Consider the following 24,742-nt stretch of genomic DNA (forward strand, 5'->3'; position numbering starts at 1 on the left):
GGCGAAAAAAACGGCGGCGCGCGGCGTGCGGCGTGCGGCGTGCGGCGTGCGGCGTGCGAACGTAGACCGACTCGACGCGCGGGGCCCCGCATCGACTACACAGCTCCCCATGCCCCATGCTCCCCTGACCGGCCGTATCGCCCTCGTGACCGGCGCCGGCACCCGCCTCGGCGCCGCGACGGCCCGCGCGCTCGTGGCCGCCGGCGCCGACCTGGCCGTCCACTACGCCACGAGCGCCGCCGGCGCGGAGGCCGTCGTCGACGAGGCGCGCTCCCTCGGCCGCCGCGCCGCCGCGTTCCAGGCGGACCTCCACGACCGGGGGGCGCTCGCCGCGCTCGCCCGCGCGGTGCTCGACTGGTCGTCTGGCCGGCTCGACCTCCTCGTCCACAACGCGGCGAACTTCGATCGGGTCCCGCCGGCCGAGCTCTCCGCCGACGCGTGGGATCGCGCCATGGCGCTCAACGCGACCGCGCCGTACCTGCTCACGCTCGAGCTCGCCCCGGCGCTCCGCGCCTGCCGCGGCAGCGTGGTCGCGATGGTCTGCGTGAGCGCCGAGCGCCCCTGGAAAAATTACATGCCGTACTCCGTGTCGAAGGCCGCGCTCGCGCACCTGGTCCGCGGCCTCGCCGTGGGGCTGGCGCCGGAGGTGCGCGTGAACGGCGTCTCACCCGGGACGGTGCTGCCGCCGTCCTCCTACGACGAGGCCACGCTCGCTCGCCTCCGCGAGCGCATCCCGCTCCAGCGCATCGGCGAGGCGGAAGACGTCGCCCGCGCCGTGGTGTTCCTTGCTGAAAACGACTTCATCACCGGCCAGATCCTCGCGGTCGACGGCGGCGTCTCGGTCGCGTGACGCGCCGCCTTCTCGCACGGGTCGATCCGCCCCAGCGTGAACGGGCGCGCGCTTTGGCTTGAACGACCTCACCTGATCGACCCATAGTTCGAGCCTCATGAGCCACACGCCCGAGACCAGCGCCGCTCCCCTCCAGGCAGATCCTGCCCACAGCGCGCCCGCCGGCGGCGCCCCGGCCGAGGCGCCCGCGGCTGCGGCTCCCGGCGCGGAGGCCAAGCCGGCGAGCCACGACTCGACGCTGCCGGAGGCGCTCGTCGCGTTCATGCTGGAGCGCTGGGCGCCGGCGTCCGGCGAGCTCCCGCAGGCGATCGCGCACGCGGGCGTGTTCGCTGCCCGCCGCCGCGCCCTGTCGAAGCTCTTCCCGGCGGAGACGCTCATCATCCCCACCGGGCACGAGAAGGTGCGCTCCAACGACACGCACTACCGCTTTCGCCCGGGCTCGGACTTCTTCTACCTGACGGGCAACCTCGAGCCTGACTGCGTGCTCGTGCTGCAGCCGCAGGAGGGGGGCGGGCACCGGGACATCCTCTTCGTCGAGCCGAACCCCGGGCGCAGCGACAAGACGTTCTTCACCGATCGCGCCAAGGGCGAGCTCTGGGTCGGCCCCCGCCTCGGCGTCGAGCAGAGCCGCGCGCACTTCGGTGTCGACGAGTGCCGCGGGCTCCCCGAGCTGGACGCGTACCTGAGCGGCCTCGTCGGCACGGTGACGCGCCCCCACCGCGTGCTCCGCGGCATGTCCGAGCGCGTCGACAAGCTCCTCGCCCGGCACGATCGCGACAAGCAGCTCGGCGAGGCGCTCTCGGAGATGCGCCTCCTCAAGGACGCCCTCGAGGTGCAGGAGCTCGAGGCGGTCGTCGCGTCGACGAAGCGGGGCTTCGAGGACGTCATCCGCGCGCTCCCCCGCGCGCGGAGCGAGCGAGAGGTGGAGGGCACCTTCAACCTGCGCGCCCGGGTCGAGGGCAACGACGTCGGTTACGGGACGATCGCCGCGTCGGGCCACCACGCGTGCATCCTGCACTGGACGAGGAACGACGGCGCGCTGGAGCCGGGCAAGCTCCTCCTGGTCGACGCCGGCGTCGAGGGCAACGCGCTCTACACGGCCGACATCACCCGGACCCTGCCGATCAACGGGAAGTTCTCCAGGGAGCAGCGCGAGATCTACGAGCTCGTGCTCGAGGCGCAGGAGGCGGCGATCCGCGAGGTGAAGCCGGGCAACGACTTCATGGAGCCGAACCGGGCGGCGATGCGGGTGCTCGCCCGGGGGCTCGAGCGGCTCGGCATCCTCCACGTCTCCGCCGAGGAGGCGCTCAAAGAAGACAGGCAGCTCTACCGGCGGTATTCGCTCCACAACGTGAGCCACATGCTGGGCCTCGACGTGCACGACTGCGCGCAGGCGCGGCAGCAGGTCTACAAGTTCGGCAAGCTCAAGGCGGGCATGGTGCTCACGGTCGAGCCGGGGCTGTATTTCCAGCTCGATGACGAGACCGTCCCGGCCAGGTACCGCGGGATCGGGGTGCGCATCGAGGACGATATCCTCGTCACCGAGACGGGGTATCGGAACCTGTCGAGCGATATCCCGAGGTCCGTGAGCGACGTGGAAGCGTGGATGGCGGGACTCTGGGCCACGCCGAAGTGAACTGAACGGCGGGCGGGGGGAAACGGCCTGCGCGAGCGAGGTGGAGGGCGTGCCCAGACGCGGGGGCCGCCGGTGGAGGGTGGGGCCGCGCGGGAGGGCGGCGGGGGTCCCCCCACAAACTCGCGCCTTTTGGGGGCTACTGCCACACAGGAGGGTGGGGTGGGGCTGGGGGCGACCCGCTTCGATGCGGGCCGGCGCTCGGGTTTGTGGGGCCCACCCCCGCCGCCCTCCCGCGCGGCCCCACCCTCCACCGGCGGCTCTGCCGGGAGGAGCGGTGAGCGGGAGCTTGGGCAGCCGAGCTCGGGCTTGAGGGGATGGGGCGGTGTTCCAGGAAGTCCGTGGTTGCGGTTGGCGCCATCGGGACACGGCGACGGGGGCGAGGGGGCTGGCGCACGGACGCAACGGGCGTGGCGCGAGGATGCTGGAGATGGCTGCTCGCGGGCGGCGGCGCTACCCTGGCGATGAGGAGACCCGCATGCACACGTCTCGCCTTCTGCGTTGGCCAGGGACCGCAAATGTCCGAACCGGACGCGCGCTCGCGACGTCGCTGCTCGCTGCGACCGCGCTGGTCGCCGCGTCGGGCGCGGTCAGGGCCGACGACGGGACGGACAGCCAAGGCGCCGGGGCCGCCCTCGCGGCGCGCTCGCCAGGGATGCTCGAGCCTCGCCTCCCCGGGTACGTCAACCCCGCGCTGCCCGTCGACGTCGGACCGTCGCTGCGCGGCACGGACCTCCTTGTTGAACCGGTCGCGACCGCGGGGGAGCCGCTGCACGGCCTGGCCTCCGAGCTCGACGAGACCAGCTACGACATCCCAGGGCAGATCGTCGTCGACGCGCGCGACGACCTCGACGACGCCTCGCTCGCGGACCTCGTGCGCGACTTCTCGCTGCGCGTGATGCCGACGGCGCTCACGTCACAGACCAGGATCCAGATCGCCACGGTGGACGGGCCGGTCAGCGCGACGCTGGAGCGGCTCGCGCGCGATCCGCGCGTGGAGGCGGCGGAGCCGCTCGCCTGGGTGCGCGCCTCGTTCGTCGCGAACGACCCGCTGATGAAGGACCAGTGGCACATGGCGCGCGTGGGCGCCGAGCGCGCGTGGGACTTCGCCTCCGGCCGCGGCGTCACCGTCGCCGTCGTCGATACGGGCATCGCGTGCGAGGACCACGGGCCCTTCACCAAGGGGACCGACCTGGCCTCGACCGAGTGCGTGGAGGGATGGAACTTCGTCACCAAGACGAACCACGCGAACGACGACCAGGGGCACGGCACGCACGTCGCCGGGACGATCGCGCAGTCGACCAACAACGGCCTCGGCGCCGTGGGGCTCGCGTTCCACGCGCGGCTCATGCCGGTCAAGGTGCTGAACGAGAGCGGCTGGGGCACGACAGCCGACGTGGCCGACGGCATCCGGTGGGCGGCCGAGCACGGCGCCCAGGTCATCAACCTGAGCCTCGGCGGCCCCCGCAACTCCAAGGTGCTCCAGAGCGCGATCGACGACGCGGTCGCGCGCGGCGCGGTCGTCGTCGCGGCGGCCGGCAACACCGGCGGGCGCGTGCAGTTCCCCGGCGCCTCCGATGGCGTCATCGGCGTGAGCGCCACCGACGCGAACGACAAGATCGCGCGGTTCTCCTCGCGCGGCCAGGGCGTCGACGTCGCCGCGCCCGGGGTGAACGTCACCCAGCAGACCATCTGCAACCGCGGGCGCGACAAGTGCCAGAATTTCTACGCGTACAGCGGCACCTCGATGGCCGCGCCCCACGTGGCCGGCGCGGCGGCGCTGCTCGTGAGCCTCGGCGTGACGGACCCGCGCGCGGTCGAGGACGCGCTCCGCGCAGGCGCGCGCGTCGTCGACGAGTCCGACGGCGGCAAGCTCCTCTACGGGGCCGGCATCCTCGACGCCGCGAGCTCGGTCGTGCGCGTGACGCAGAGCCACATCGTGGTGCGGCTGCTGGCGCTGCTGGTGCTCGCGACGTGGGTCGCGCGCCGCGCGCGCAAGAAGGACGCGACCGCCACGAGCCCGTGGCGGGCGAGCTTCCTCCTGCCGGCGCTCGCGGCGGGGCCGGGGCTGTTCTTCTTCGCGCCGTGGCTCCTGCCGCGCGTGGAGCTCGCCGTCGACGTGCTGGCCCGGCCGATCGCCGATCTCGACCTGCTGATCGGGGCCTCGGTCCACCGCTGGCTGCCGCTCGCCAACGCGCTCGTCCCGCTCGGCCTCACGGCGCTCTTCTTCGGCGTGAAGCGGCTCCGGCCGGCGATCGCGGGCTTCGCCGTCGGCACGGCGGCCTACCTCACGTCGGTCGTCCTGCTCGGCGAGGCCGCCGGTCCCTTCGGCAGGATGGCCCTCGTCGTGTGGTGCGCGGTCAACGCCGCAGCCTGCCTCTGGATCGCCCGGACCAACCTGTCCACGCGCTGAGCCGGCGCCTGCCGCGCTCGCTCCACGGCCGGTCGGCGCGCCCGGCCGTCATGACCACCCTGCAAAAACGAGCTAGGATGCCGGCGATGCGGTCCGGCACCTTGCTCCTACCTTTCATGCTGCTCCTCGGGGCGTGCGGCGGCTCCTCCAGCGAGACGCCGTGGCCCGCCGAGCCACGGGGCCCCGCGCTCGGTCCCTCGGACGAGGCGTCGCCGGACGGGACGGCCGACCCGAGCGCGGCCCCTCGAGGCGCAGGCGAAGGCCCGGCGAACGAGGCCGACGCCGGCCGGTGAACCGGCGGCGGAGGATGGCATGGCGGACATCCGGACGGCAGGCGCGCAGCGGAGGGCCTGGCTCTCCGCTGCGCTGCTCTCCGTCGCGCTGCTGGTCATGCCGCTCCTCGTCTGGCTGCTCCTGCCGCGCCCCAGCCCCGTGATGCCGCTCCGGCGCGAGCCGGCCGCCGCGCTGCTCCCTCCACCGCAGCCGGAGCTCACGGCGCCGCGCGAGGTCGAGGCGCCGCCGGCACCGCCCGCGCCGCCAGCGCCCCCACCGCCGCCGCGCGAGGTCACGGCCGCGAGCGTGGGGCCGGTCCGCGGCGTCGTGCTGGATCCGGAGGGCCACCCCAGCGCCGGCGCCGTGGTCAGCTGCCGCGAACCGCCGGGCGCATCGGCCAGCGCCGACGGCGAGGGGCGCTTCGAGCTGCCGCCCGAGGCCGACGGCTGTACCGCCACCGCCGCGCAGCCTCCGTACGGCGACGCCGAGCCCACGCGCGTCGCCGCGGGCCGCGACAACGTCCTTCGCCTGCTCGCCGCGGGCGCGATCGTGGGCGAGGTCGTGGATCCATCGGGCAGGCCCGTCGAGGCGTACCTCCTGGCGATCGAGTCGTTCACGCCGGCCGGGTCCGGCGCGCACGCGGGCGTGAACGGCCGCGCGCGCAAGGTGTCGGATCCGGGCGGCGCGTTCCGGTGGGACGCGCTCGCCCCGGGCCGCTACGTGCTGACGGCGAGCTCGGCCGGACGCCCGCCTGCGCGGAGCCGGCCCGTCGACGTCGAGGCGGGCCGCGCCGCCGAACGCGTGCGGATCGTGCTGGCGCAGGGCGCGACGCTGAGGGGCAGGGTCGTCGACGCCGCGTCGCGCGCGCCGGTCGTCGAGGCCCAGGTCGAGCTCGACTCCGCGACCTCGTCGGGCGCGAACGCGATCTCGCTCGCGCTCACCGACGCGAACGGCGACTACGAGCTCGAAGGGGTGCCGGCCAGCGGCCCGTTCTCGGTGCGCGTGCGCCACCAGCAGTACATGGCCAAGATCGTGTCCGGCCTCGACGCGCGCGGCGCGCAGTCGACGCGCGTCGACATCGAGCTCCGCCAGCTGGACGACGGCGGGGCGCGCGAGGAGCTCACGGGCATCGGCGCGATGCTCTCGCTCGCCTCGGGGCGCGTGATCATCGCAGGCGTCGTCGAGGGAGGGCCCGCGGCGTCCGCCGGGCTCCTGGCGGGCGACGTCATCGCCCGCATCGACGGCCGGCCCACGACGGAGCTCGGGCTCACCGACTGCATCCAGCGCCTCCGCGGCCCGGCGGGGACGGTCGTCACCGTCGGCGTGGAGCGGGAAGGGCGCACCCTCGACGTGACGATACGGCGCGACGTCGTGGTTCGGTGAACGGCCGCGCGCCGAGGTGCTAAGGGTCGGTCCATGTCCACGCGCCCTACCGCGCTTCCCCCGGCCGGAGCTCCGGACGTCCTCTACCTCGTCGACCTGTCGGGCTACGTCTTCCGCGCCTACCACGCGATCAGCCCGCTCTCGAGCCCGAGCGGCGAGCCGACCCACGCGACGTACGGCACCGTCGCGATGCTCACGAAGCTCGTGGAGGAGCGGAAGCCCGCGTACCTGGGCGTGGCGATGGACTCGCCGGGCAAGACGTTCCGCGACGACCTCGACCCCCGCTACAAGGCGCACCGGCCGCCGCCGCCGCCCGATCTCGGGGTGCAGATGAGCCGGTGCCGGGAGATCGTCGAGGCGTACCGCATCCCGATCTTCATCCAGGAGGGGCTCGAGGCGGACGATCTCGTCGCCGTCGCCGTCGCGCGGGCCAGGGAGCGGGGGCTGCGCGTCGTCATCGCGTCGAGCGACAAGGATCTGATGCAGCTCGTCGACGGCGAGCAGGTGATGCTCTGGGACGCGATGCGCGACAAGGTCTACGGGCACCCCGAGGTCGTCGCGAAGTTCGGGGTGCCGCCGGAGCAGGTGCGCGACCTGCTCGCGCTCGTCGGCGACACCTCGGACAACGTCCCTGGCGTCCCCGGCGTGGGCCTGAAGACGGCCGCCGAGCTGCTCGCGCAGTTCGGCTCGCTCTCGGCGATCTACGAGCGCATCGGCGAGGTCAAGAAGCCCCGCATCCGGGAGTCGCTCCAGCAGAACGAGGCCGACGCGCGCCTCTCGCAGAAGCTCGTGACGCTCGACGGCGGCGCGCCCGTGTCGCTCGACCTCGAGACGCTGCGCTACGGCGGCGCGGACACCGGCAGGCTCCGCGAGCTCTTCACCGAGCTCGGCTTCTCGCGCTTCCTGAAGGCGGTCCGCGCGCCCGAGCCGACCGCGCGCGCGGCGACCTACCGGATCCTCACGACGCGCGAGGAGCTCGAGGCCTTCGCCAGGTCGGCGCGCGCGGCCGGTCGCCTCGCCCTCGACGTGCTCGCGACGAGCCGCGAGCCGATGAGCGCCCACGTCTGCGGCGTCGCGCTCGCCTGCGAGCCGGGGCAGGCCGTGTACGTCCCGCTGGGCCACCGCTACCTCGGCGCGCCGGCCCAGCTCTCGATGAGCGACATCGACGCGGTGATGGGCCCGCTGCTCGCCGACCCCGAGCTCCCGAAGGTCGGCCACGACGTCAAGTTCTGCGAGGTGATCCTCCTGCGGCACCGCATCGGGCTCGTGGGCGTCTCCTTCGACACGATGCTGGCGAGCTACCTGCTCGATCCCGAGGGGAAGAACCAGCTCCACGAGCTGGCCGAGCGCGAGCTCGGCGCCAAGATGCAGACCCTCGACGAGGTGGCCCCGAAGCGCCGCGGCCAGGCGCAGCGCGCCCTCGACGAGATCGAGCTCGGCGAGGCGTCGAGCTACGGGGCCGCGTTCGCCGACGTCGCGCTGTCGCTCACCGACCGGCTGCGCCCGCGGCTCCGCGCCGAGAAGCTCGAGGACCTGCTCGTGCAGATCGAGCTGCCCCTCTCCGCCGTGCTCGCGGAGATGGAGCTCACGGGCGTCCTCGTCGACCCGAACGCGCTCGCGCAGCTCGGCGCGCAGATGACGACCGAGCTCGCCGCGCTGGAGCAGAAGGCGCGCGAGATCGTGGGGCACGACATCAACCTGGCGTCGCCGAAGCAGCTCGAGGCGGTCCTGTTCGACGAGCTCAAGCTGCGCTCCCAGCGCAAGACGAAGACCGGCCGCTCGACCGACGCCGACGTGCTCGAGGCGCTCTCGGAGGAGCACCCGTTCCCCGGGGTGGTCCTCGAGCACCGCGCCATCGCCAAGCTCAAGGGCACGTACGTCGACGCGCTGCCGCGCCTGGTGCACCCGGGCACGGGCCGGATCCACACGCGCTGGGGCCAGGCCGTGGCCGCGACCGGGCGGCTCTCGTCGCAGGACCCGAACCTGCAGAACATCCCGATCCGCACGGAGCTCGGCCGGATGATCCGGCGCGCGTTCGTGGCGCCGCCCGGGAGCGTGATCGTGAGCGCCGACTACTCCCAGATCGAGCTGCGCGTCCTCGCGCACCTCTCGAAGGACCCGGTGCTCGTCGACGCCTTCCGCACCGGGCAGGACGTGCACGTGCGCACGGCCATGGAGATCTTCGGCGTGGACCAGGCAGGGGTCACCGCCGAGATGCGCCGCCGGAGCAAGACGATCAACTTCGGCGTGATCTACGGCATGGGCGAGTCGGCGCTCGCCAAGCGGCTCGACATCTCGCGGGCGGAGGCGGCGCGCTTCATCGACGCCTACTTCGCGCGCTACCGGGGTGTGCACGAGTTCATGGAGGGGACGATGGCCGAGGCGAAGCGCTCCGAGTCGGTGCGGACGCTGCTCGGCCGGCGCCGCTTGCTCCCGGATCTGCGCAGCAGCGACCGCATGCGCCGCGCTCAGGCGGAGCGCATCGCGCAGAACACCCCCATCCAGGGGACGGCGGCGGATCTCCTGAAGCTCGCGATGGTGCGCGTCCCGCGCCCCGTCGTGCCCGGCGCGCGCATGGTGCTCACGGTGCACGACGAGCTCGCGTTCGAGGTGCCGGCCGAGGCCGTGGACGAGGCCAAGGCGAAGGTGCGGGAGGCCATGGAGTCGGTCTTCCCGCTCGACGTCCCGCTCGTCGTCGACGTCGGCCACGGACCCACCTGGGCCGACGCTCATTGAAGGGGCGGGCACCCGCTTCGGATACGGGCCCATCTCGGCGTTTTCGGTGCTCAGCGTACCGGAGTACGCTTCCGCGCCGAAAACGCCGAGCTGGACCCGTCTCCTGTGCGGGTGCCCGCCCGCTGGCGTCATGGGGGGAGAGGAGAGAGGGGCGGAGAGAAGAGACGCGCTCTCCGGGGCTGTGACGGCGGCGGGACGGCAGCGAGGGTCTACTGCAACGGGGGGCTACGGTGTTGCGGGGAGACAAAACGACGACGCCCGCTGCACCTTGCGGTGAGCGGGGCGTACGTGCGGAAAGGGGTGTTCTCAGCTCGCGGCGGTCTTGGCAGCGACGCTCGCCTTGTGAAGGGCGAGGGCGAGGCGGCTCTTCACGCGCGACGCGCGCTTGGCGGGGATCGTCCCCTTCGACGCGGCACGATCGAGCGCGCTCACCGCGGCGGTCACCGGCGCAGCGGACTCTTGCGGAACGCCCTTCAGCGCGGTGCGCGCCTTCTTGACGACCGTGCGGAGCTCCGACTTGATGGCGCGATTGCGCGCGGTCCTCGTGATGCGCTGGCGGTTGCGCTTGTCGGCAGATGCGTGATTGGCCATGAGAAAAGCTCTCCTACTTCTTCGCCTGCGCCTCGGCGGGCGTGGCAGCGCGCAGGGCGTCCGGCGCGTTCTGGTCGTAACCCGCCGGATGGATCGGGAACGCGGGGGTGCCGTGTGCGCGCTCGAAGCGCTTGCGGCGGGTGCCCGCCGTGCGCGCCTTGCGCCGGCGGATGCGCTGGGTTTGCTGAGTCGCGGAAACCATGGGGGCGCGCATTCTACCCACGGGGGGGGCTGTGTCAACCGGGAGGTTGTCTGCCCTCCGCGAGGGCGCGTCGGCGTGTGGGTGCGTGGTCAGGGCTAGGGCCGGATCGTCGCGCTGACCGAGAAGGACGGCTTGGAGAAAGGACCCACGTTGGCGCCCTTGAGCGCGGACTGCACGCAGCTCGACTGGCCGTTCGACGCCGCCCACCCGCTGACGCTGACCTTGCTCACCTGGCCTGTCGACGAGAACGTGATCTGCGCGCGCGACACGTCGTTCGCGCCCGCGACGCACGCCTTGGCGCTGCCCATGACCGAGCCGAGCGCGGCCTGCACCGAGCCCTGCGACGGCTGCTCGGGGATGTTCTGCTGCCGGAGCGGACCCGACGCCGGCACCGGCGCCTCCGAGACGACCGACGGCTGTCGCTCCGCATCGTCGCCCACGGCCGCCTGCATGGCCGAGGGGAGATCCCCCGGCTTGCCAGCCGCCGCCGGCGCAGCCGCCGTCTTTCCCTGCTCGGGCTTCGGCGACACGACAGGCGTGGCCGGCGCCTCGACGGCCGCCGGCGCAGGAGCGCCGCCGCCGGCGGGGGCGGCTTGCGCCTTGGGCGCCGCGACGAGCTTCTCCTCCGCTTGCACGGGTTGCTCGACCGCGGCGCGCTCCTCCGGCGCCGCGGCGACCGGAGCAGCCGGCTCGACCGGCGTCTCGCCGCGCGGCGCGGCAGGCGTCGCGGCGGTGGTCGGCGCGGGCGGCGTAGTCGCCGCGATCTCCGGCTGCGGCGCCGCCGTCGTCTTCACCATGACCGCGACCGCCGCCGCCAGCCCCAGGGCCGCGACCGCCGCGCCGGCGATCACCCCGCCGGATCGCTTCTTCGCTGGAGCCGAAGCCACGGGCGCGGACGGGGCGCGGCGCGCCGCCACCGGCATGACCGCCGCCGCCTTCGCGTCCTCGAACCGAGCCGCCGCGCCGGGCCGCGCCGTTTCGGAGGCCTCCACCTCCGAGGGCGCCGACGCGTTGAGCCGGTTCAGATCGATGACCCCGGAGTCCTCGGGCACCCCCTCCGCCGGCCGCAGGGACGGCGACGACGCGCGGGCGCCGCCGGAGAGCGAGCCGCGCCCCGGCAGCGGGGACACACGCCCTGGCGGCGCCGAGCTGCGTCCCGAAGCCGGCAGCGGCGTCGAGAGCGCAGCGCCGCTCATCGCGGGTATACCGCTCGCGCGACCCGGCGCCTGGCTGACCCGCTCGGCGATCTCCTTCAGCGACTGGCGCCTCTTCTCCGGCGGCCGCGACAAGGTGCCGCCCGACAGGCTCTCAGGCTTCGAGGCCCTGGCTGCTTGTGATCCGTCCCCCATGGTGCTGCGTTCTCCTGATGCGCGTGCTTCGCGCGAAGGATCCTCCGTCTGCTCCTCGCCTGGCGCTGCGGTGAGGTCGGGGGGGGCGAGGAGATCGGCTGCCGCCGCGGTGTCCTCCGAGCGCCGGGAGATGGCGGCCTCGACGATGTGAGCGGCCCGCGTCTCCCACGCCTCCTCGTCGTTCGTCGAGGGCGCGGGGGCAGGCCAATCGTTGAGCATCCCGTCGAGGTCGAGCTTGTCGGTGACGTTCATTCGGCGTCCCCTCCGAAACCGCGCTCCGCAAGGTATGCACGGAGCTTGCGGCGCGCCTCGTGGACGCGCCAGGCGACTGTTCCTTCCGGACAACCCAGGATCCTGGAGGCATCTTCGTGGGGCACGCCGTCGATGCACACGAGGATGAGCGTCGTCCGCAGCGTGTCCGAGAGCGCGTCGATGCCGTCGCAGAGCGCGGCCGCGAGCTCGCGCCGCTGGGTCGACGCGGCCGGATCGACGCCGTGGCTCGGGCGCGTCTCGAGCAGCAGCGCCTCGATGCGCGGATCGTCCGCGGGGGTCGAGTTCTTGCTCGGCTTGCGGGCCCGGATCATGTTGAGCGAGAGGTTCACGGCGATCCGGTAGAGCCAGGTGAACGGCTCGCTCCGGCCGTCGAACCGATCGAGCGCCTGGTAGGCCCGGACGAAGGTCTCCTGCGTCACGTCCTCTGCCTCCGCGCCCGAGCGGACAAGGTGGAACGCCAGCCGGAAGATGCGCTTCTGATATCGACGAACCAGCACCCCGAACGCCTGGGCGTCTCCGCTCCGGGCTTGATCGACGAGCTCACGATCGGTGGGTTTGGCCATCCTAGCCGCCTCGGGGTGCGAGTTGTCTCCCGCGCACGGACGACAGCGCAGCCGCGGACACCTCCTCGCGACGGCCCCCGACCGTCTCGGCGAGAGAAGCCCCTCGCGGCGAGCCCCGCTTCGCGAGCGCGAAGCCGGGCGATGAGGAGGCAAGTTCCACGTTCAGGCGCGCGAAGATAGCCGAACACTCCTCTTAGGACAAACCATGCGCCCGGAGCTTGGGCGCCGTGATGACCTCGTCGACCGGCGGGCGATACGCCCGCGCTGGCACTTCGAAAGCCTGCGCGGCGTCGCCCGGCCCACCGCGCGCCGCGCAGGCGTGAGAACGAGCGCCGCGCAGGCGTGAGAACGAGCGCCGCGCAGGCGTGAGAACGCGCGCCGCGCAGGCGTGAGAACGCGCGCGGCCGTCGCCGGCGCACGGCGCCGCCGCCCGTTCCGCTGCTATGGTCGGCGGATGCAACGCTTCTCGAGCTGGATGCGCACCCTGGGGCTCATCGCTGCGGCCTTCGCAGGAGGGGCGGCGACTTCCCACCTCGCGGGCGCGAGCACACAGGCGCAGAGCCCCTACGCTCCGCTCGATCAGCTCGCGCGCGTGCTCGTGCTCGTCGAGAACAACTACGTCGAGCCGGCGCAGCGCAGCAAGATCCTCGACGGCGCCATCAAGGGGATGGTCGCGGAGCTCGACCCGCACTCGGCGTACATGAACTCCTCGGAGTTCGCCCAGTTCCAGGAAGAGACGGGGGGGACGTTCGGCGGCGTCGGCATCGAGGTCGACGCCAAGGACGACAACATCACCGTCATCGCGCCGATCGAGGGCTCGCCGGCGGCGCGGGCGGGCATCCGCCCCGGCGATCAGATCCTCGCGATCGACGGCCGCCCCGTCCGCGGCGAGCGCCTCGACAAGCTCGTGAAGATCATGCGCGGGGCGCCCGGCTCCCGGGTGAAGCTCACGATCCGCCGGCAGGGCGCGCCCGAGCCCCTCTCGTTCGACCTCACGCGGGAGCAGATCCACGTCACGAGCGTCGCGGCGAAGCGCCTCGACCGGGACATCGCGTACGTCCGCGTGAAGCAGTTCCAGGAAGGCACCCACGAAGAGATGCTCCGCGCCGCGGCGAAGCTGCGCGCCGCATCGAAGGCGCCGCTGGCCGGCGTCATCCTGGACCTGCGCAACAACCCCGGAGGCCTCGTCAACGAGGCCGAGGCCGTGGCCGACGAGCTCCTCTCCTCGGGGACGATCTACTCGACGCGCCAGCGCAACCAGGTCGTCGACGAGGCGAAGGCGCACGACGGCGGCGCGTTCGCCTCGCTGCCCATCGTCGCGCTCGTGAACGAGTACTCCGCGAGCGCCGCCGAGCTCGTCGCGGGCGCCCTGCAGGACAGCGGGCGCGCCGTGCTCGTCGGCGCGAGGACCTTCGGCAAGGGATCGGTGCAGACGATCTACGAGCTGCCCGGCGGCGCCGGGGTCAGGCTCACGACGATGCGCTACTACACGCCGAACGGGCGCTCGATCCAGGCCCAGGGCATCCGGCCGGATGTCGTCATCGAGAGCGCGGCGCAGCAGGCCCCGGCCGCCATCCTCCGCGAGCAGGACCTCGAGGGACACCTCCCCGCCGAAGGGGCGATCGGCGACCGTTCGCCGAGGGCCGTGCTCGTGGAGAAGCGCGCCGAGGCGGCCGCGGGGGCCGGCCCCGAGGGCGACATGCCCTCGGATCCCAACCGCGGGAGCGACTTCGCGCTCGCCGTCGGGTACCAGCAGCTCCTCCGCGCCATCCCCGCGAGCCGCCAGCGCTGAGGATCGCGCGTCGAGCGACCTGCGCCGGGCGCCGCTCGACGCGCGTCAGGCCTCGGCGCCGGCGCGGAGCCCGGTCGTCACCGCGTCGAGCACGGTGCGCGCCCTCCCCGCGATGGTCGCCCCGGCCGCGAGGATCCCGGGCGCGGCGCGGACGCCCTCGCACCGCACCCCCACCGCCTCCAGCGCGCCGAGGCGCTCGCCGCGGGGCCACGCGACGACGTCGAGCTCCGGGCCCTGCATGGAGCTCACCACGCCGAACGCGCCGCGATCGTCGCCCATCGTGACGGGCGCCGCGATCGAGAGCGCGAACGGCGCGGCGCCGCGCGCGGGGAAATCGGCGCCGGCGCCGCTCTCGGGCGGCGTGTACGCGATCCCGCCGCCGGCCAGGCCGCCGATCGCCAGGACTACCCCGTCCGCCGCGAGCGGCACGTCCTCCCCCTCGACGTGGATCGTGACGCCTTCGTCGGGCGCCCCTGGTCCCGGGTGCCCGCCGCCCACCGCGCGCACGCGGCCGTGGCGCTGAGCCGCCCCGATCGCCGCGAGCAGCGCGTCGCGCGCCGCCTCGAAGCGCAGCCCCGCCGGCGAGCCGGCGCCCATCAGCGCCTCGCCCACCGGGACGCCGAGGCGGGCCGCGAGCGCCTCGGCCCGCGGAGCGCTCGCGCCGAGCCACGGGCCGAGCAGGATCGCCCCCGCGCCGCCCGCGCCCTCGAGCGCCTGGCGGAGCCGATCGAGGAGCCAGGCGAGCCGCGCCGGGTCGTCGTGCCGGGCCGCGAGATCGCCGTCGGCGATGTGCCGCTCGTCGTCGAAGCGCAGGACCGGCGCGTCGACCGGCAGGAAGCGGAGCCCCCGCGCCCGGGCGAACGGCTCGTCCGTGAGCGCCTCCGCGAGCGCGTCCGCGTCCCACGCGGCGCGCGCCGCGCGCGGGACGAGGACGCGCGTGCGGCGGAGCGGGCCGAGGTCGAGCAGCGCGCGATCCCTGCCGCGGGCGGGGCGGATCCGCCCCGCGACGGTCGCGAGGCGCACGCCCGCCGCCTGCGGCAGCTCCCACAGGCCGAGCTCCGCCGCGAACTGCCTCGCCGCCGGCGCGAGATCGCTCGCGGGCAGGTCGCCGCCGAGCAGCCGCGACGCCCGCTCGATCTGCTCCCACGGCGCGTCGTCCACCGCGCCGCCCGCGAGCGCCGTCTCGCCGACGCCCGCGGAGATCACCGTGACCCGGGCCCCGCGCCGCCGCGCGCTCCACGCGGCGGCGAGCCCGGCGACGCCGGCGCCGATCACGAGGATCGATCGCGCCACGCCCTCTCCTCCGGCTCCCTCGCGGCGCGCTGCCCGCGACGATCGGCGTCCTCGCACGCCGCCGGCGGCTCGTCGTCCGCGGGCGCGCCGAGCTCCGACCTGACGCTGGCGATCGCGAGGGCCTCCTGCCGCGCCTGCTCCGGGCCGAGCGCGACCGCGCGGGTCACCGCCTGCCGCGAGAGGAAATTCGCCGCCTGCCGCATCCCGTCGCGCGGCGGGAGCGAGAGCTCCTGCGCCACGATCTGCCCGCACCGCGCCGCGCAGCGCATGCCCCCGCACGCGCCCAGGCCGAGGCGCGTGCGGCGCGCGACGTCGGCGACGCTCCGGGCGAGCTCGTGCCGGAGGACGTAGCGCACCTCGGCCTCGATCACGGGCTCGCAGGGGCACACCGTCGCGGCCTCGCGCGGCCGCTGCCGCACGCGCTCCTCGATCCGGAGCGCGCGCGAGCCGTGCCGGTACACGAGCCGCCGGGCGGCCACCGCGTCGATCTCCATCCGCCGCGAGAGCGCGAGCGCGTCCACCGCGCGATCGCCGCCGGGCAGCGCGGTCGTGTGCGTCACGCAGCGGGCGCCGAGGTCGAAGCGCCGCGAGAGCACGTCGGTCATCTCCTCGGCGAAGAGCCGGAAGCTGGCCAGCTTGCCGCCGATCATCGAGTAGAGGCCCGGCGCGCCGTGCGCCGCGTGATCGACGATCTGGTGCTCGCGCGAGAGGGCGTCCTCGGTGGGCCCGAACGCGTAGAGCGTGGGCCGCACGCCCGCGAACGTGCCGATCGCGCGCGCCTCGTGGATCTGCGGGAACACGCGGGCGATGCCCTGGACCAGGTACCTGACCTCCTCGCTCGTCGCGCGGACCTGATCGAGATCGCCGTAAAAATCGTCGTCGGTCGTGCCGATGACGCTCATGTTCTCCCACGGCTCGAGGAAGATCTGACGGCCGTCGATCGTCCTCGCCATGATCGCGTAGTTGGTGAGGCGCCGGTCGAACACGACGTGCACGCCCTTGCCGGGCCGCACGCGCGAGCTCGCGGCGGGGAGGCCGGCGAGGGACGATGTGATCGGCGACCACGCGCCCGTCGCGTTCACGACCGTGCTCGTGCGGAGCCGCCCGCCTTCGCCCGTCGTGCGGTCCCGGTAACGGACGGCGACGACCTCACCGGTGTCCTCGCGGCGCTCGATCCGCTCGACCGTGTGCCCCACGTAGACCTTGGCCCCGCGCTCGATCGCGTCGACCGCATTGGCGACGCAGAGCCGCGCGCCGTCGATCCCCCACTCGTCGAAGCTGAAGCCGCCGACCAGGTCGCCGCGCAGCCCCGGCTCGAGCCGGCGGAGCTCGTCGGGCTTGAGGCGCGCGTGCGGCTTGCCGCGCTTGAGCGGCTGGTAGTTGTCGTACGCCTCGAAGAAGGCGTCCGCGAGCGGGTAGAGGAGGCGCCCGTGCCGCGCGTTCTCGAACGGGACGAGGAAGGGGATCCGGAAGAGCAGGTGCGGCGCGATCGCCTGGATGTGGCCCGAGTCGCGGCACGATTTCTCGGTCACCTGCGGATCGCTGGTCAGGTACCTGAGCCCGCCGTGGATCATGCCGCTCGAGTTGCCGCTCGCGCCGAACGCGAGATCGTTGCGCTCGAAGAGGGCGACCCTCAGGCCCCGCTGTGATGCGTCCCGCGCGACCCCCACGCCGTTCACGCCGCCGCCGATGACCACGACGTCCACGTCGGTGTCCGCGCGGCGAGCCGGTCTTGCGGCGCTCGAGAGGAGGATCGTCACCTGCGGCGTATAGCATGCCAGAATTTTTCCACGAGCGGGCCCGGCCTCGCGCGCGGCGCTGCGAATGCTGCGCGAAGGCTGGAGGAGCCGGCCGTCAGCCGCGGACCCGGATGGCCCAGGTCAGCTTCGCGAGGCTGCGCAGCACGTTCGGGACGCGGCGGGTGAGGTTGATCGAGGGGCGCCGCTTCTCCAGCACGCGGACGGGGATCTCCTCGATCCGCAGGCCAGCGCGGTAGGCGCGGATGACGAGCTCGCTGGCGAAGACGTCCTTGTCCACGACGCAGTCGCGCGCGACCCCGAGGAGCGGCTCGCGCAGGAACGCCTTGAGCCCGTGCGTGTCCGTCCCACGGAAGCCGAGCGTGGCGCGGAGGAGCCCGTTGTACACCTGGCTCGCCGCGTGCCGCGCCCACGGGCGATCGTCGCGCGCCCCCTGGATGAGCTTGGACCCGATCACCATGTCGACGCCGCCTGCCCGCAGCATCGCGATGGCGCGGCGGTGGAAATCCACGTCGCAGAGGTCGATCTCGTCGCAGAGCACGAAGCGCCCGCGCGCCCGCTCGATGCCCGCGCGGAGCGCGGCCCCGTAGTTCGGCTCGCCGATCGAGAAATGCCGCACCTCCGGGTACTTCTGCGCGAGCTCGCCGGCGATGCCGAGGGTCCCGTCGCGCGAGCCGTTCTCGGCGAGCACGAGCTCCCAGCGCCAGCCGAACGGCGAGAGCCGCTCGCGCAGATCCACGACGGCGGCGTGGAGGATCGCCTCCTCGTTGTAAACGGGGATGACGATGGAGATCTCCGGCGATCCGCCCGCGTCCTCGCGATCAGGCGCGGCCGCGCTCACGGCGCGCCTCCGAGGAGCGCCTGCGCGCGGTGCGCCGCGTCGCGCCCGAAGTGGAGCGCGTCCTCCATCGAGGAGTAGTTCCAGCCGCCGTAGCGCCCGCACGAGAGGATGCGCTGGCCCTCGAGGAACGGCCGCACCGCCTCCAGCGAGCCGAAGTAGCTGTGATCGAACACGACGTACGCGTGATCGATGCGGCGCAGGCGGGCGAAGCGGATGGCGCTCGGGGCGGGGATGAGGCCCATCTCGACGAGGCCCTCGGCGACGCGGGGGAGCAGCGCCGCGAGATCGGGCTCGGCGCGATCGGCGAGCTCGACGTAGAGGCCGGCCTTGCCTGGCGGGGCCATGGCGGCGGAGAAGTGGGAGTAGCAGCCCACGCGGTAGAACGGGTACTTCGCCTCCGGGACGTACACCCAGTGCAGCGGCTGCCCGCACGGGGTGTCCAGCGCCACGTCGAGGTAGTAGAGGTGCGTGCAGCGCAGCCGGGAGGCCGCCTCGCCGACGGCGCGAGGCGCGTCCGAGAGGAGCCTGACGAGCGCGGGCAGCGGCGCGGACGAGACGAGCACGTCGTACCGGACGATCTCGTCGTCGAACACGAGCTCCCGCGCGCGCCAGTCGATCGATCTGGGAGAGCGGCTGAGCTCGATCGCCGGCGTTCGCGCGTCCCGTGGCCGCTGCTCGGCGAGCGCCCGCGCGAGCCCGTGCGTCAGCTGCCCGATGCCGAGCCGCGGGTAGAGGAACCTCGCGTTGTAGCCGAGCTCCCGGTCGTTCAGCCCGACCGCCCCGGCGAGCACGTCCTCCAGCTTCGGTATCGGGACGAAGCGGGAGCACCAGTCGGCGGTGATCTCGCTCGGGTGCACGCCCCAGAGGCGGCTGTTGTAGGGGATCATGAAGTGGCGGCTGATCCCCTCGCCGAAGTGCGCCAGACAGAACTCCTCGAAGTTCCTGGGCAGAGGTCTGTCCTTGGCGAAGTGCGCCTCGATGAAGCCGCGGAGGCAGTCGTAGGCCACCGCGGGCGGCAGGCCGAAGGTGTTCGCCTGGAACGGATAGCGGGTGTACGTGCCGTTCGACCAGATCATCGAACGTCGCTCGATCTCGAGCGGGTCGGGGCCCAGCCAGCTCAGCGCGAGCTCCCGGGTCGCGGGGTCGCGCAGGTGGAGGAGGTGCCCTGTCCGGTCGAAGCGGAAGCCGGCGTCCTCGAGCGTGATCGCGTGGCCGCCCGGGCGCGGCAGGCGCTCGAACACCCGGTGCGGCACGCCGGCCCGTCCCAGATGATACGCGGCTGCCATGCCCGTCAGGCCGGCGCCGAGGATCGCGACGGGAACGCTGGAGATCGTGGGTCGGGTCATCGCTCGCGGCCCGGCCGCGGCCGCGAAGACACCATCTCCCTGGTGCGTCGTCAAGGCACGCTGCCGTCCAGGCGCTCCTCGGCTCATGCTGGATTTCCTGCCTTCGACGTAAGACGCACGGAGCTCCGCGCGCGCCGCGCAAAGACCGCCGTTGGCGCCTCCGCCCAGAGCGACTAGGTGTGGAGAGGTCCCAGCGCGCGCGGCGCGTCCCGGGGCGTCCGAGGTGCAGATGCCGATCCCCCGCCGGAAGTCCGTTCAAGTCACCGGGAGGACCCTCTACCTGACCGAGGACCCGGCGCTCCTGAAGCAGCAGCTGGCGGGCGGCGAGCTTCGCTTCGATCCCGAGCAGCACGCGCTGATCGACAACATCTCGACCGACGAGCTCACGCCGGGCTGGGTCTGTTACTACTACGACGAGACGCTCGCCCGTTACTGCCTGGTCGGGCTGCGCGGCGGGCACATCGAGCGCGACGCCATCAAGAACGGCGGCTTCGGCGTCATCGTCAGCGGGCGCTCGAAGGGGTGCGGCAGCTCGCGCGAGACGGCGCCGTACTCGGAGCGCGAGGCGGGGATCCAGATCGTCGTCGCGCGCAGCATCGAGAAGATCTACGGCCAGAACTGCCAGAACATCGGGCTGCTCACGACGACCGATTTCTCGCTCCTCGACCGGATCGCGCGGGGCGACGAGATCCCGATCGGCGAGTTCACCCGCGGGCTCGACCCGATCAGCGCCGACGTCGTCGAGTACGGCGGCCTCTTCGCCTACAACAAGGCGCGGATGGCCGGCGAGGTCTCGCCGCCCACCCTGGCCACGCCGCCGCGGCCGATGACGCTGTGCGAGAAGATCATCGCGGCGCACGCGATCGTGGACGCCCGGGCAGGGAAGATCGGCGTCCCCGCGGTCAAGCCTGGAGACGCGCTCTTCGCCCGCATCGACGTGCGCTTCTCGCACGAGTACGTCACGCCGATGGCCGAGTCGCTCTTCCGGGCGGGCGTCGGGCCGGACGCGGTCGTGACCGAGCCGGAGAGCGTCTTCGCCTTCCGGGATCACCTGACGTTCCTCGATCGCGTGATGCCGGAGGCGCACCTCAGGCTCGGCCTGCGGGAGCAGGCGGCCTCGCTCGCGACGGTGCAGCAGGCCTTCGCCGAGCGGCACGGGATCAAGCTGTACGGCGAGGTCGAGCGCGACGGCAGGACCGTGGGCTCGGAGGCCATCTGCCACAACAAGGTGATCGAGGAGCTCGCGCTGCCAGGGCAGATCGTGGCGGGGACCGACTCGCACACCTGCATGGCGGGGGCGCTCGGGTGCTTCGCGTTCGGCGTCGGCTCGACGGACATGGCGAACGCGTGGCTCACGCGCGACGTCCGCGTCGCGGTGCCGCAGTCGGTGCGTTTCAACCTGACCGGGCGGCTCGGGCCGGGGGTCACGGCGAAGGACGTGATGCTGTTCCTGCTCTCGCAGCCGTTCTGGAAGACGGGCCAGGGCATCGGCAAGGTGCTCGAGTTCGCGGGGGATGGCGTCCGCGCGATGGGGCTCGACGAGCGGGCGACGCTCACCAACATGGCGGTCGAGGCGGGCGGCTTCACGGGGATCATCGAGGCCGACGAGGAGATCGTGCGCTACCTCGTCGAGCAGCGCGGGCTCTCCGCGGAGGACGTGCGCGCGCGCATCGTGCGCGCGGATGCGGGCGCCGAGTACATGGCGACGTTCGACGTCGATCTCGCGTCGGTCGAGCCGATGGTCGCGACGCCGGGCGATCCGCGGAACGGCGTGCCGCTGCGGTCGCTCGACGAGGCCGCCGGCGGTCCGGTGAAGATCGACATCGCGTACGGAGGCTCGTGCACGGGCGGCAAGAAGGCCGACATGGACATGTACGCGTCCGTGCTGCGCCAGGCGGTCGAGCGGGGCAAGCGCGTCGCCGACGGCGTGCACCTCTACATCCAGTTCGGCTCGCAGGACATCCGCCGCTACGCGGAGGCCAAGGGCTACCTCGAGATCTTCGAGAAAGCCGGCGCCGAGCTCGTCGACCCCTCCTGCGGCGCGTGCATCAAGGCCGGTCCCGGTGTATCCGACCGCAAGGAACAGGTCACGGTCTCGGCCATCAACCGGAACTTCCCGGGGCGAAGCGGGCCCGGCCAGGTCTACCTGGCCAGTCCCCTCATCGTCGCGGCGAGCGCGATTGCGGGGAAGATCGCATTCCCGGAATCATGACGCAGAGCGCCTATCGCGGTAATACACACATGGTGGCCGCAATCGGCAGCATGGAAAAACGAATGCTTTCCACGGAAGTGCACCGTACGCTAAGGTGCTCTTCTGTGGCGGATCGGGAGGAGCCCCAAGAGCGTATGACCGACAAGGACACGCTGGCGAAAAACAACGAAGCCTCGAAGACGGACAAGCGGAAGCAGAGCCTCTACTTTCCGGAGTCGATGCTGCAGGAAATCAAGGAGGAAGCGGCGCGGCTCGATCGCTCGCTTTCTTGGGTTGTGCAGCGCGCGTGGAAGCTGGCGCGGATAGACATCAAAAAGCTTCCGAGTGTCAATGACGTGGCTGACGACGAGGACAGCGGCGACTAACATCGCCGCGAGCCTCGCGTAAGCCGCGTCGCTCGGGGATCGATGGGTCGAGAGCTTTTCGCCGCCGGGAAGGACGGTACGCGGATCTACGTCCGCTACCGGGAAGGTCCCGGCGGCAGCGGAAGCTTGGCCAGCGGGGTCGGGGCGGGCTCGGGACGCCTCACCGCGGTGCTCTGTGACGGCATCGCGTGCGACGGCTTCATCTGGAAGTACCTCTGGGACGACCTGGCCCGTACGGTCAACGTCGCCCACTGGAACTATCGCGGCCACGGTCGCAGCAGCCTGCCTGGTGATCCGCAGGCGGTCGAGCTGCGCGATCACGCCAGCGATCTGGCTGCGGTGCGCGCGTCGATCGGCGACGGCCCTGTGGTGCTCTTCGGGCACTCGATGGGCTGCCAGGTCGTCCTGGAGCACCTGCGGACCCACCGCGAGGGGGTGCGCGGGCTCGTGCTGGTCTGCGGCTCGTCCGGCAGGATCACGCACCACTTCAAGGGCACGGACGTGCTCGCGCAGCTCCTGCCGCGGCTGATCGAGCAGGTCGACGCGTACCCGCACATCGCGCGCGCGCTCTGGAGCCGCGTGCCCGCGCCGATGGCGCTGCGGATCGCGCTGCTCACGCGGGAGGTCGACGCGAGCGCGGTCACGCCGGCGGATCTGCTGCCGTACATGCGGCACATGGTCGACATCGATTTCTCGATGTTCCTCCACATGCTGCGCAGCGCCGGCGAACACTCGGCGCTCGATCTGCTCCCGCAGATCGACGTGCCCGCGCTCGTGATCGCGGGCGATCGCGACACGTTCACCCCGCCTCGGCTCGCGGAGGAGATGGCGGCGGCGCTGCCGCGCGGAGAGCTGATGATGGTGAGCGGCGGCACGCACGTCGTGCCGCTGGAGCGCAAGAAGATGGTCATCGAGCGCGTGGAGCAGTTCCTCCTGGAGCGCGTCATCGGCGGCGCGTCGCTCGGGGCGAGCGCGCGGGCGTCAGGCCCGCAGGCTGCGACGGATGACGGGCGCTCGCGGTCGCTGGCCGAGGAGGCGTCGTCGCAGCGTCTCGCCGAGGGCGGGTCCTCGCCGGACCATCCGCGCGGGCTCGCGAAGGACGGATGAGCCGGTGCGCGCGCGACCTGCGCGCCCCCGGATCGGCGCGCGGACCGCTGCGGCGCCTCGGCGGCGTGGGGGCGCCGCGCATGCTCGTCGCGGCGGCGCTGCTCGCGGCCTCGTGCGCGCGACCGTCGTCCGAGCGCAGCGACGGGTCCGTCGGCGCGATCGCTGCGCTCGTCGACGAGGAGAGCGCGCCTGCGATCGGCGCGCCCACGGCGCGCTCGCCGGCCGATGCGCGCTCGGCAGCCGATGCGCGCCCGCCGGCCGAGACGAGCTCGCCTCCCGCGTCGAGCGCCTGGGCCGCGGGGGAAGCGCGCGTCGCGCGTGCCCTCCAGCGCTCTCCCCTGCGCGCGCTGCGGCTCACGGGCAAGCTGGCGGACGGCCGGTTCGAGGCGACGCTCTCGCTGGGCGCGCCCGCGGAAGGGGCGGCCCCGCGCGAGGTGAAGGTGAAGCTCGCGCCGGCGCAGAAGAAGGCCCCGCTCGCGTTCCGGCGCCCGCTCGCGTTCTACCGCATGGCGAAAGCGCTCGGCGCGCATGTCGTGCCCGCGGCGGCGGCGCGACGCATCGGCATCGGCGAGCTCGCGGCGCTCATCGGCCGGGAGCCGAACGCACGCAAGCTGCTGCGCCGCCTCGCCGTCATGAACGACGGGACGGTCGACGCGCTGGTCCTCGCGCCCGCTCCCGGTCCGCCCGGCCCGCGCTGGATCTCGCCTCGCCGGCGGTCGGTGCGCTTCGACGACGCGCCCGAGCTCGACGTGTGGGCGCGCTGGGCTCGGTCGCCGTCGCCTGTGCGCGGCGAGCGCACGGTCATCCTCCGTGACTACCTGGAGGTGCTGGCGCTCGATTACCTGGCGGGCAACGGGCTCCGGAAGGAGATCGTCATCGACGTGCAAGCGGGAGCGCTCAGCCTGGAGGCCAACGCGAGCGCCTTCCCGCTGCACGTGAAGGCGCACGAGCTCGATAGGCAGCTCGGGCGCCTCGTGGAAGCGGCGCGGTTCCCCCGGGCCCTCCGCGATGCGCTGGCGCGCTTCGGCCCCGAGGCGGCCGCCGCGGCGCTGCGCCCCGGCGGCATCGAGGAGGAGCTGGTGCCGCCGCGCGCGCTCGTCGAGCTCGAGGAGCGGAGGCTAGCGCTGCTCAGCCTGATCGCGGCGAAGCTCGCCGACCGGGGAGAGGACGCCGTCCTCAGCCTCTAGCGCCCCTCGCCTCCGTCGCTCGCCCCCGCGAGAGGGCTCCCGGCGCGCCGCATCTTGATCTCCGGCGGCGGCAGGGCGATCACGTTATCCGTGATCGACGTGGCGACCCTGCAGCGCTGGACGGAGGAGATCGGCTACAGCGCCGAGCTGACGAAGCCGTCGACCCTGCGCATCCGTCCGCGCGAGGAAGGGGTCGTCGAGCTCCCTCCGTTCTACGTCCAGTGCACCGAGAACTGGGTCGTGCTCTCGATGTTCGGCGTGCTCGATCTGCTCGACGCGCAATGCGACGCCCAGGGCGGCCCTGCGATGCCGACCCTGGCCGAGGACACCGGCCAGGTGCTCGGCCTGCTCCGTCATCTGCTCGAGGCCAACCGCGACATGCGCGTCGCCAAGTTCGCCCTCGATGATCGGAACGAGATCCTGCTGTGCGCCGAGCTGCCCACCGAGTCGCTCGACCGCTCGGAGTTCGTCGACGCGGTCGAGCGGATCATCGAATACGGCACGACCTACCAGCACACCCTGCTCGGCGCCGACACCTGAGGCGCCGGGGCGCGTCGGTGTCCGGTCCGCGCCGCG

At 73.1% G+C, this 24,742-nt stretch carries 20 protein-coding genes; 12 read left to right on the forward strand and 8 right to left on the reverse strand.

The window, feature by feature from the left end:
* Nucleotides 1-109 precede the first annotated feature (109 nt).
* The 6 genes from WMF44_RS46460 (at nucleotide 110) to polA (ending at nucleotide 9,288) form a co-directional block, all read left to right on the forward strand.
* Nucleotides 110-850, forward strand: coding sequence for an SDR family oxidoreductase (locus WMF44_RS46460; RefSeq protein ID WP_437296468.1), 741 nt, complete (start codon nucleotides 110-112; stop codon nucleotides 848-850).
* A gap of 97 nt (nucleotides 851-947) precedes the next feature.
* Complete coding sequence (locus WMF44_RS46465; protein ID WP_437296469.1) at nucleotides 948-2,486, forward strand: aminopeptidase P family protein; 1,539 nt, start codon at nucleotides 948-950, stop codon at nucleotides 2,484-2,486.
* A 475-nt stretch (nucleotides 2,487-2,961) separates the two neighbouring features.
* Nucleotides 2,962-4,896 carry a S8 family serine peptidase gene (locus tag WMF44_RS46470; RefSeq protein WP_437296470.1) on the forward strand — a complete coding sequence of 645 codons (1,935 nt, stop codon included), beginning with the start codon at nucleotides 2,962-2,964 and terminating at the stop codon, nucleotides 4,894-4,896.
* A gap of 86 nt (nucleotides 4,897-4,982) precedes the next feature.
* Entirely contained in the window at nucleotides 4,983-5,189 is a 207-nt protein-coding gene (locus tag WMF44_RS46475; RefSeq protein ID WP_437296471.1) for a hypothetical protein, read from the forward strand.
* A 19-nt stretch (nucleotides 5,190-5,208) separates the two neighbouring features.
* Complete coding sequence (locus tag WMF44_RS46480) at nucleotides 5,209-6,552, forward strand: carboxypeptidase regulatory-like domain-containing protein (protein WP_437296472.1); 1,344 nt, start codon at nucleotides 5,209-5,211, stop codon at nucleotides 6,550-6,552.
* A gap of 33 nt (nucleotides 6,553-6,585) precedes the next feature.
* Nucleotides 6,586-9,288, forward strand: coding sequence for a DNA polymerase I (gene polA / locus WMF44_RS46485; protein ID WP_437296473.1), 2,703 nt, complete (start codon nucleotides 6,586-6,588; stop codon nucleotides 9,286-9,288).
* Between the two features lie 306 nt (nucleotides 9,289-9,594).
* Here the strand turns inward: polA and rpsT are convergent, their stop codons facing one another.
* The 4 genes from rpsT to WMF44_RS46505 form a co-directional block, all read right to left on the reverse strand.
* Nucleotides 9,595-9,879 carry a 30S ribosomal protein S20 gene (gene rpsT / locus WMF44_RS46490; RefSeq protein WP_437296474.1) on the reverse strand — a complete coding sequence of 95 codons (285 nt, stop codon included), beginning with the start codon at nucleotides 9,877-9,879 and terminating at the stop codon, nucleotides 9,595-9,597.
* 13 nt (nucleotides 9,880-9,892) lie between these two features.
* On the reverse strand, nucleotides 9,893-10,081 hold the full coding sequence (locus tag WMF44_RS46495) for a hypothetical protein (RefSeq protein ID WP_044967265.1): 189 nt from the start codon (nucleotides 10,079-10,081) through the stop codon (nucleotides 9,893-9,895).
* Between the two features lie 95 nt (nucleotides 10,082-10,176).
* A complete protein-coding gene (locus tag WMF44_RS46500; RefSeq protein ID WP_437296475.1) occupies nucleotides 10,177-11,682 on the reverse strand; it encodes a hypothetical protein in 1,506 nt (501 codons plus the stop codon).
* Nucleotides 11,679-12,266 (reverse strand): RNA polymerase sigma factor, encoded by a 588-nt coding sequence (locus WMF44_RS46505; RefSeq protein ID WP_012241290.1) that lies wholly within the window; start codon nucleotides 12,264-12,266, stop codon nucleotides 11,679-11,681. The genes WMF44_RS46500 and WMF44_RS46505 overlap by 4 nt, the downstream gene beginning before the upstream one ends.
* A 454-nt stretch (nucleotides 12,267-12,720) precedes the next feature.
* Here WMF44_RS46505 and WMF44_RS46510 point away from each other — a divergent pair, with 454 nt between their 5' ends.
* Nucleotides 12,721-14,058, forward strand: a complete 1,338-nt coding sequence (locus tag WMF44_RS46510; protein ID WP_437296476.1) for a S41 family peptidase — start codon at nucleotides 12,721-12,723, stop codon at nucleotides 14,056-14,058.
* Nucleotides 14,059-14,103: 45 nt separating this feature from the next.
* Here WMF44_RS46510 and WMF44_RS46515 read toward each other — a convergent pair whose 3' ends face one another.
* The 4 genes from WMF44_RS46515 to WMF44_RS46530 all read right to left on the reverse strand — a co-directional run bounded on the left by WMF44_RS46515 (nucleotide 14,104) and on the right by WMF44_RS46530 (nucleotide 19,295).
* A complete protein-coding gene (locus WMF44_RS46515) occupies nucleotides 14,104-15,351 on the reverse strand; it encodes an FAD-binding protein (RefSeq protein ID WP_437296477.1) in 1,248 nt (415 codons plus the stop codon).
* Nucleotides 15,330-17,111 carry a glycerol-3-phosphate dehydrogenase/oxidase gene (locus WMF44_RS46520; RefSeq protein WP_437296478.1) on the reverse strand — a complete coding sequence of 594 codons (1,782 nt, stop codon included), beginning with the start codon at nucleotides 17,109-17,111 and terminating at the stop codon, nucleotides 15,330-15,332. The genes WMF44_RS46515 and WMF44_RS46520 overlap by 22 nt, the downstream gene beginning before the upstream one ends.
* A gap of 94 nt (nucleotides 17,112-17,205) precedes the next feature.
* Nucleotides 17,206-17,949: a glycosyltransferase gene (locus tag WMF44_RS46525; protein WP_437296479.1), complete on the reverse strand. Its 744-nt coding sequence runs from the start codon at nucleotides 17,947-17,949 to the stop codon at nucleotides 17,206-17,208.
* Entirely contained in the window at nucleotides 17,946-19,295 is a 1,350-nt protein-coding gene (locus WMF44_RS46530; protein ID WP_437296480.1) for a protoporphyrinogen/coproporphyrinogen oxidase, read from the reverse strand. Before WMF44_RS46530 ends, WMF44_RS46525 begins: the two co-directional genes overlap by 4 nt.
* A gap of 229 nt (nucleotides 19,296-19,524) precedes the next feature.
* Here WMF44_RS46530 and WMF44_RS46535 point away from each other — a divergent pair, with 229 nt between their 5' ends.
* The 5 genes from WMF44_RS46535 (at nucleotide 19,525) to WMF44_RS46555 (ending at nucleotide 24,706) form a co-directional block, all read left to right on the forward strand.
* Nucleotides 19,525-21,507 carry an aconitase family protein gene (locus WMF44_RS46535; protein ID WP_437296481.1) on the forward strand — a complete coding sequence of 661 codons (1,983 nt, stop codon included), beginning with the start codon at nucleotides 19,525-19,527 and terminating at the stop codon, nucleotides 21,505-21,507.
* A gap of 134 nt (nucleotides 21,508-21,641) precedes the next feature.
* Entirely contained in the window at nucleotides 21,642-21,872 is a 231-nt protein-coding gene (locus WMF44_RS46540) for a TIGR04563 family protein (protein WP_012241296.1), read from the forward strand.
* A 42-nt stretch (nucleotides 21,873-21,914) separates the two neighbouring features.
* Nucleotides 21,915-22,979, forward strand: a complete 1,065-nt coding sequence (locus WMF44_RS46545) for an alpha/beta fold hydrolase (protein WP_437296482.1) — start codon at nucleotides 21,915-21,917, stop codon at nucleotides 22,977-22,979.
* Nucleotides 22,976-24,166, forward strand: a complete 1,191-nt coding sequence (locus WMF44_RS46550; protein WP_437296483.1) for a hypothetical protein — start codon at nucleotides 22,976-22,978, stop codon at nucleotides 24,164-24,166. The genes WMF44_RS46545 and WMF44_RS46550 overlap by 4 nt, the downstream gene beginning before the upstream one ends.
* 99 nt (nucleotides 24,167-24,265) lie before the next feature.
* Nucleotides 24,266-24,706 (forward strand): YbjN domain-containing protein, encoded by a 441-nt coding sequence (locus WMF44_RS46555; protein WP_437296484.1) that lies wholly within the window; start codon nucleotides 24,266-24,268, stop codon nucleotides 24,704-24,706.
* The last annotated feature ends 36 nt before the right edge of the window (nucleotides 24,707-24,742 follow it).

It is taken from the genome of Sorangium sp. So ce426 (genome assembly GCF_051475585.1).
In the GTDB taxonomy this organism is placed as follows: Bacteria; Myxococcota_A; Polyangia; order Polyangiales; family Polyangiaceae; genus Sorangium; species Sorangium cellulosum_B.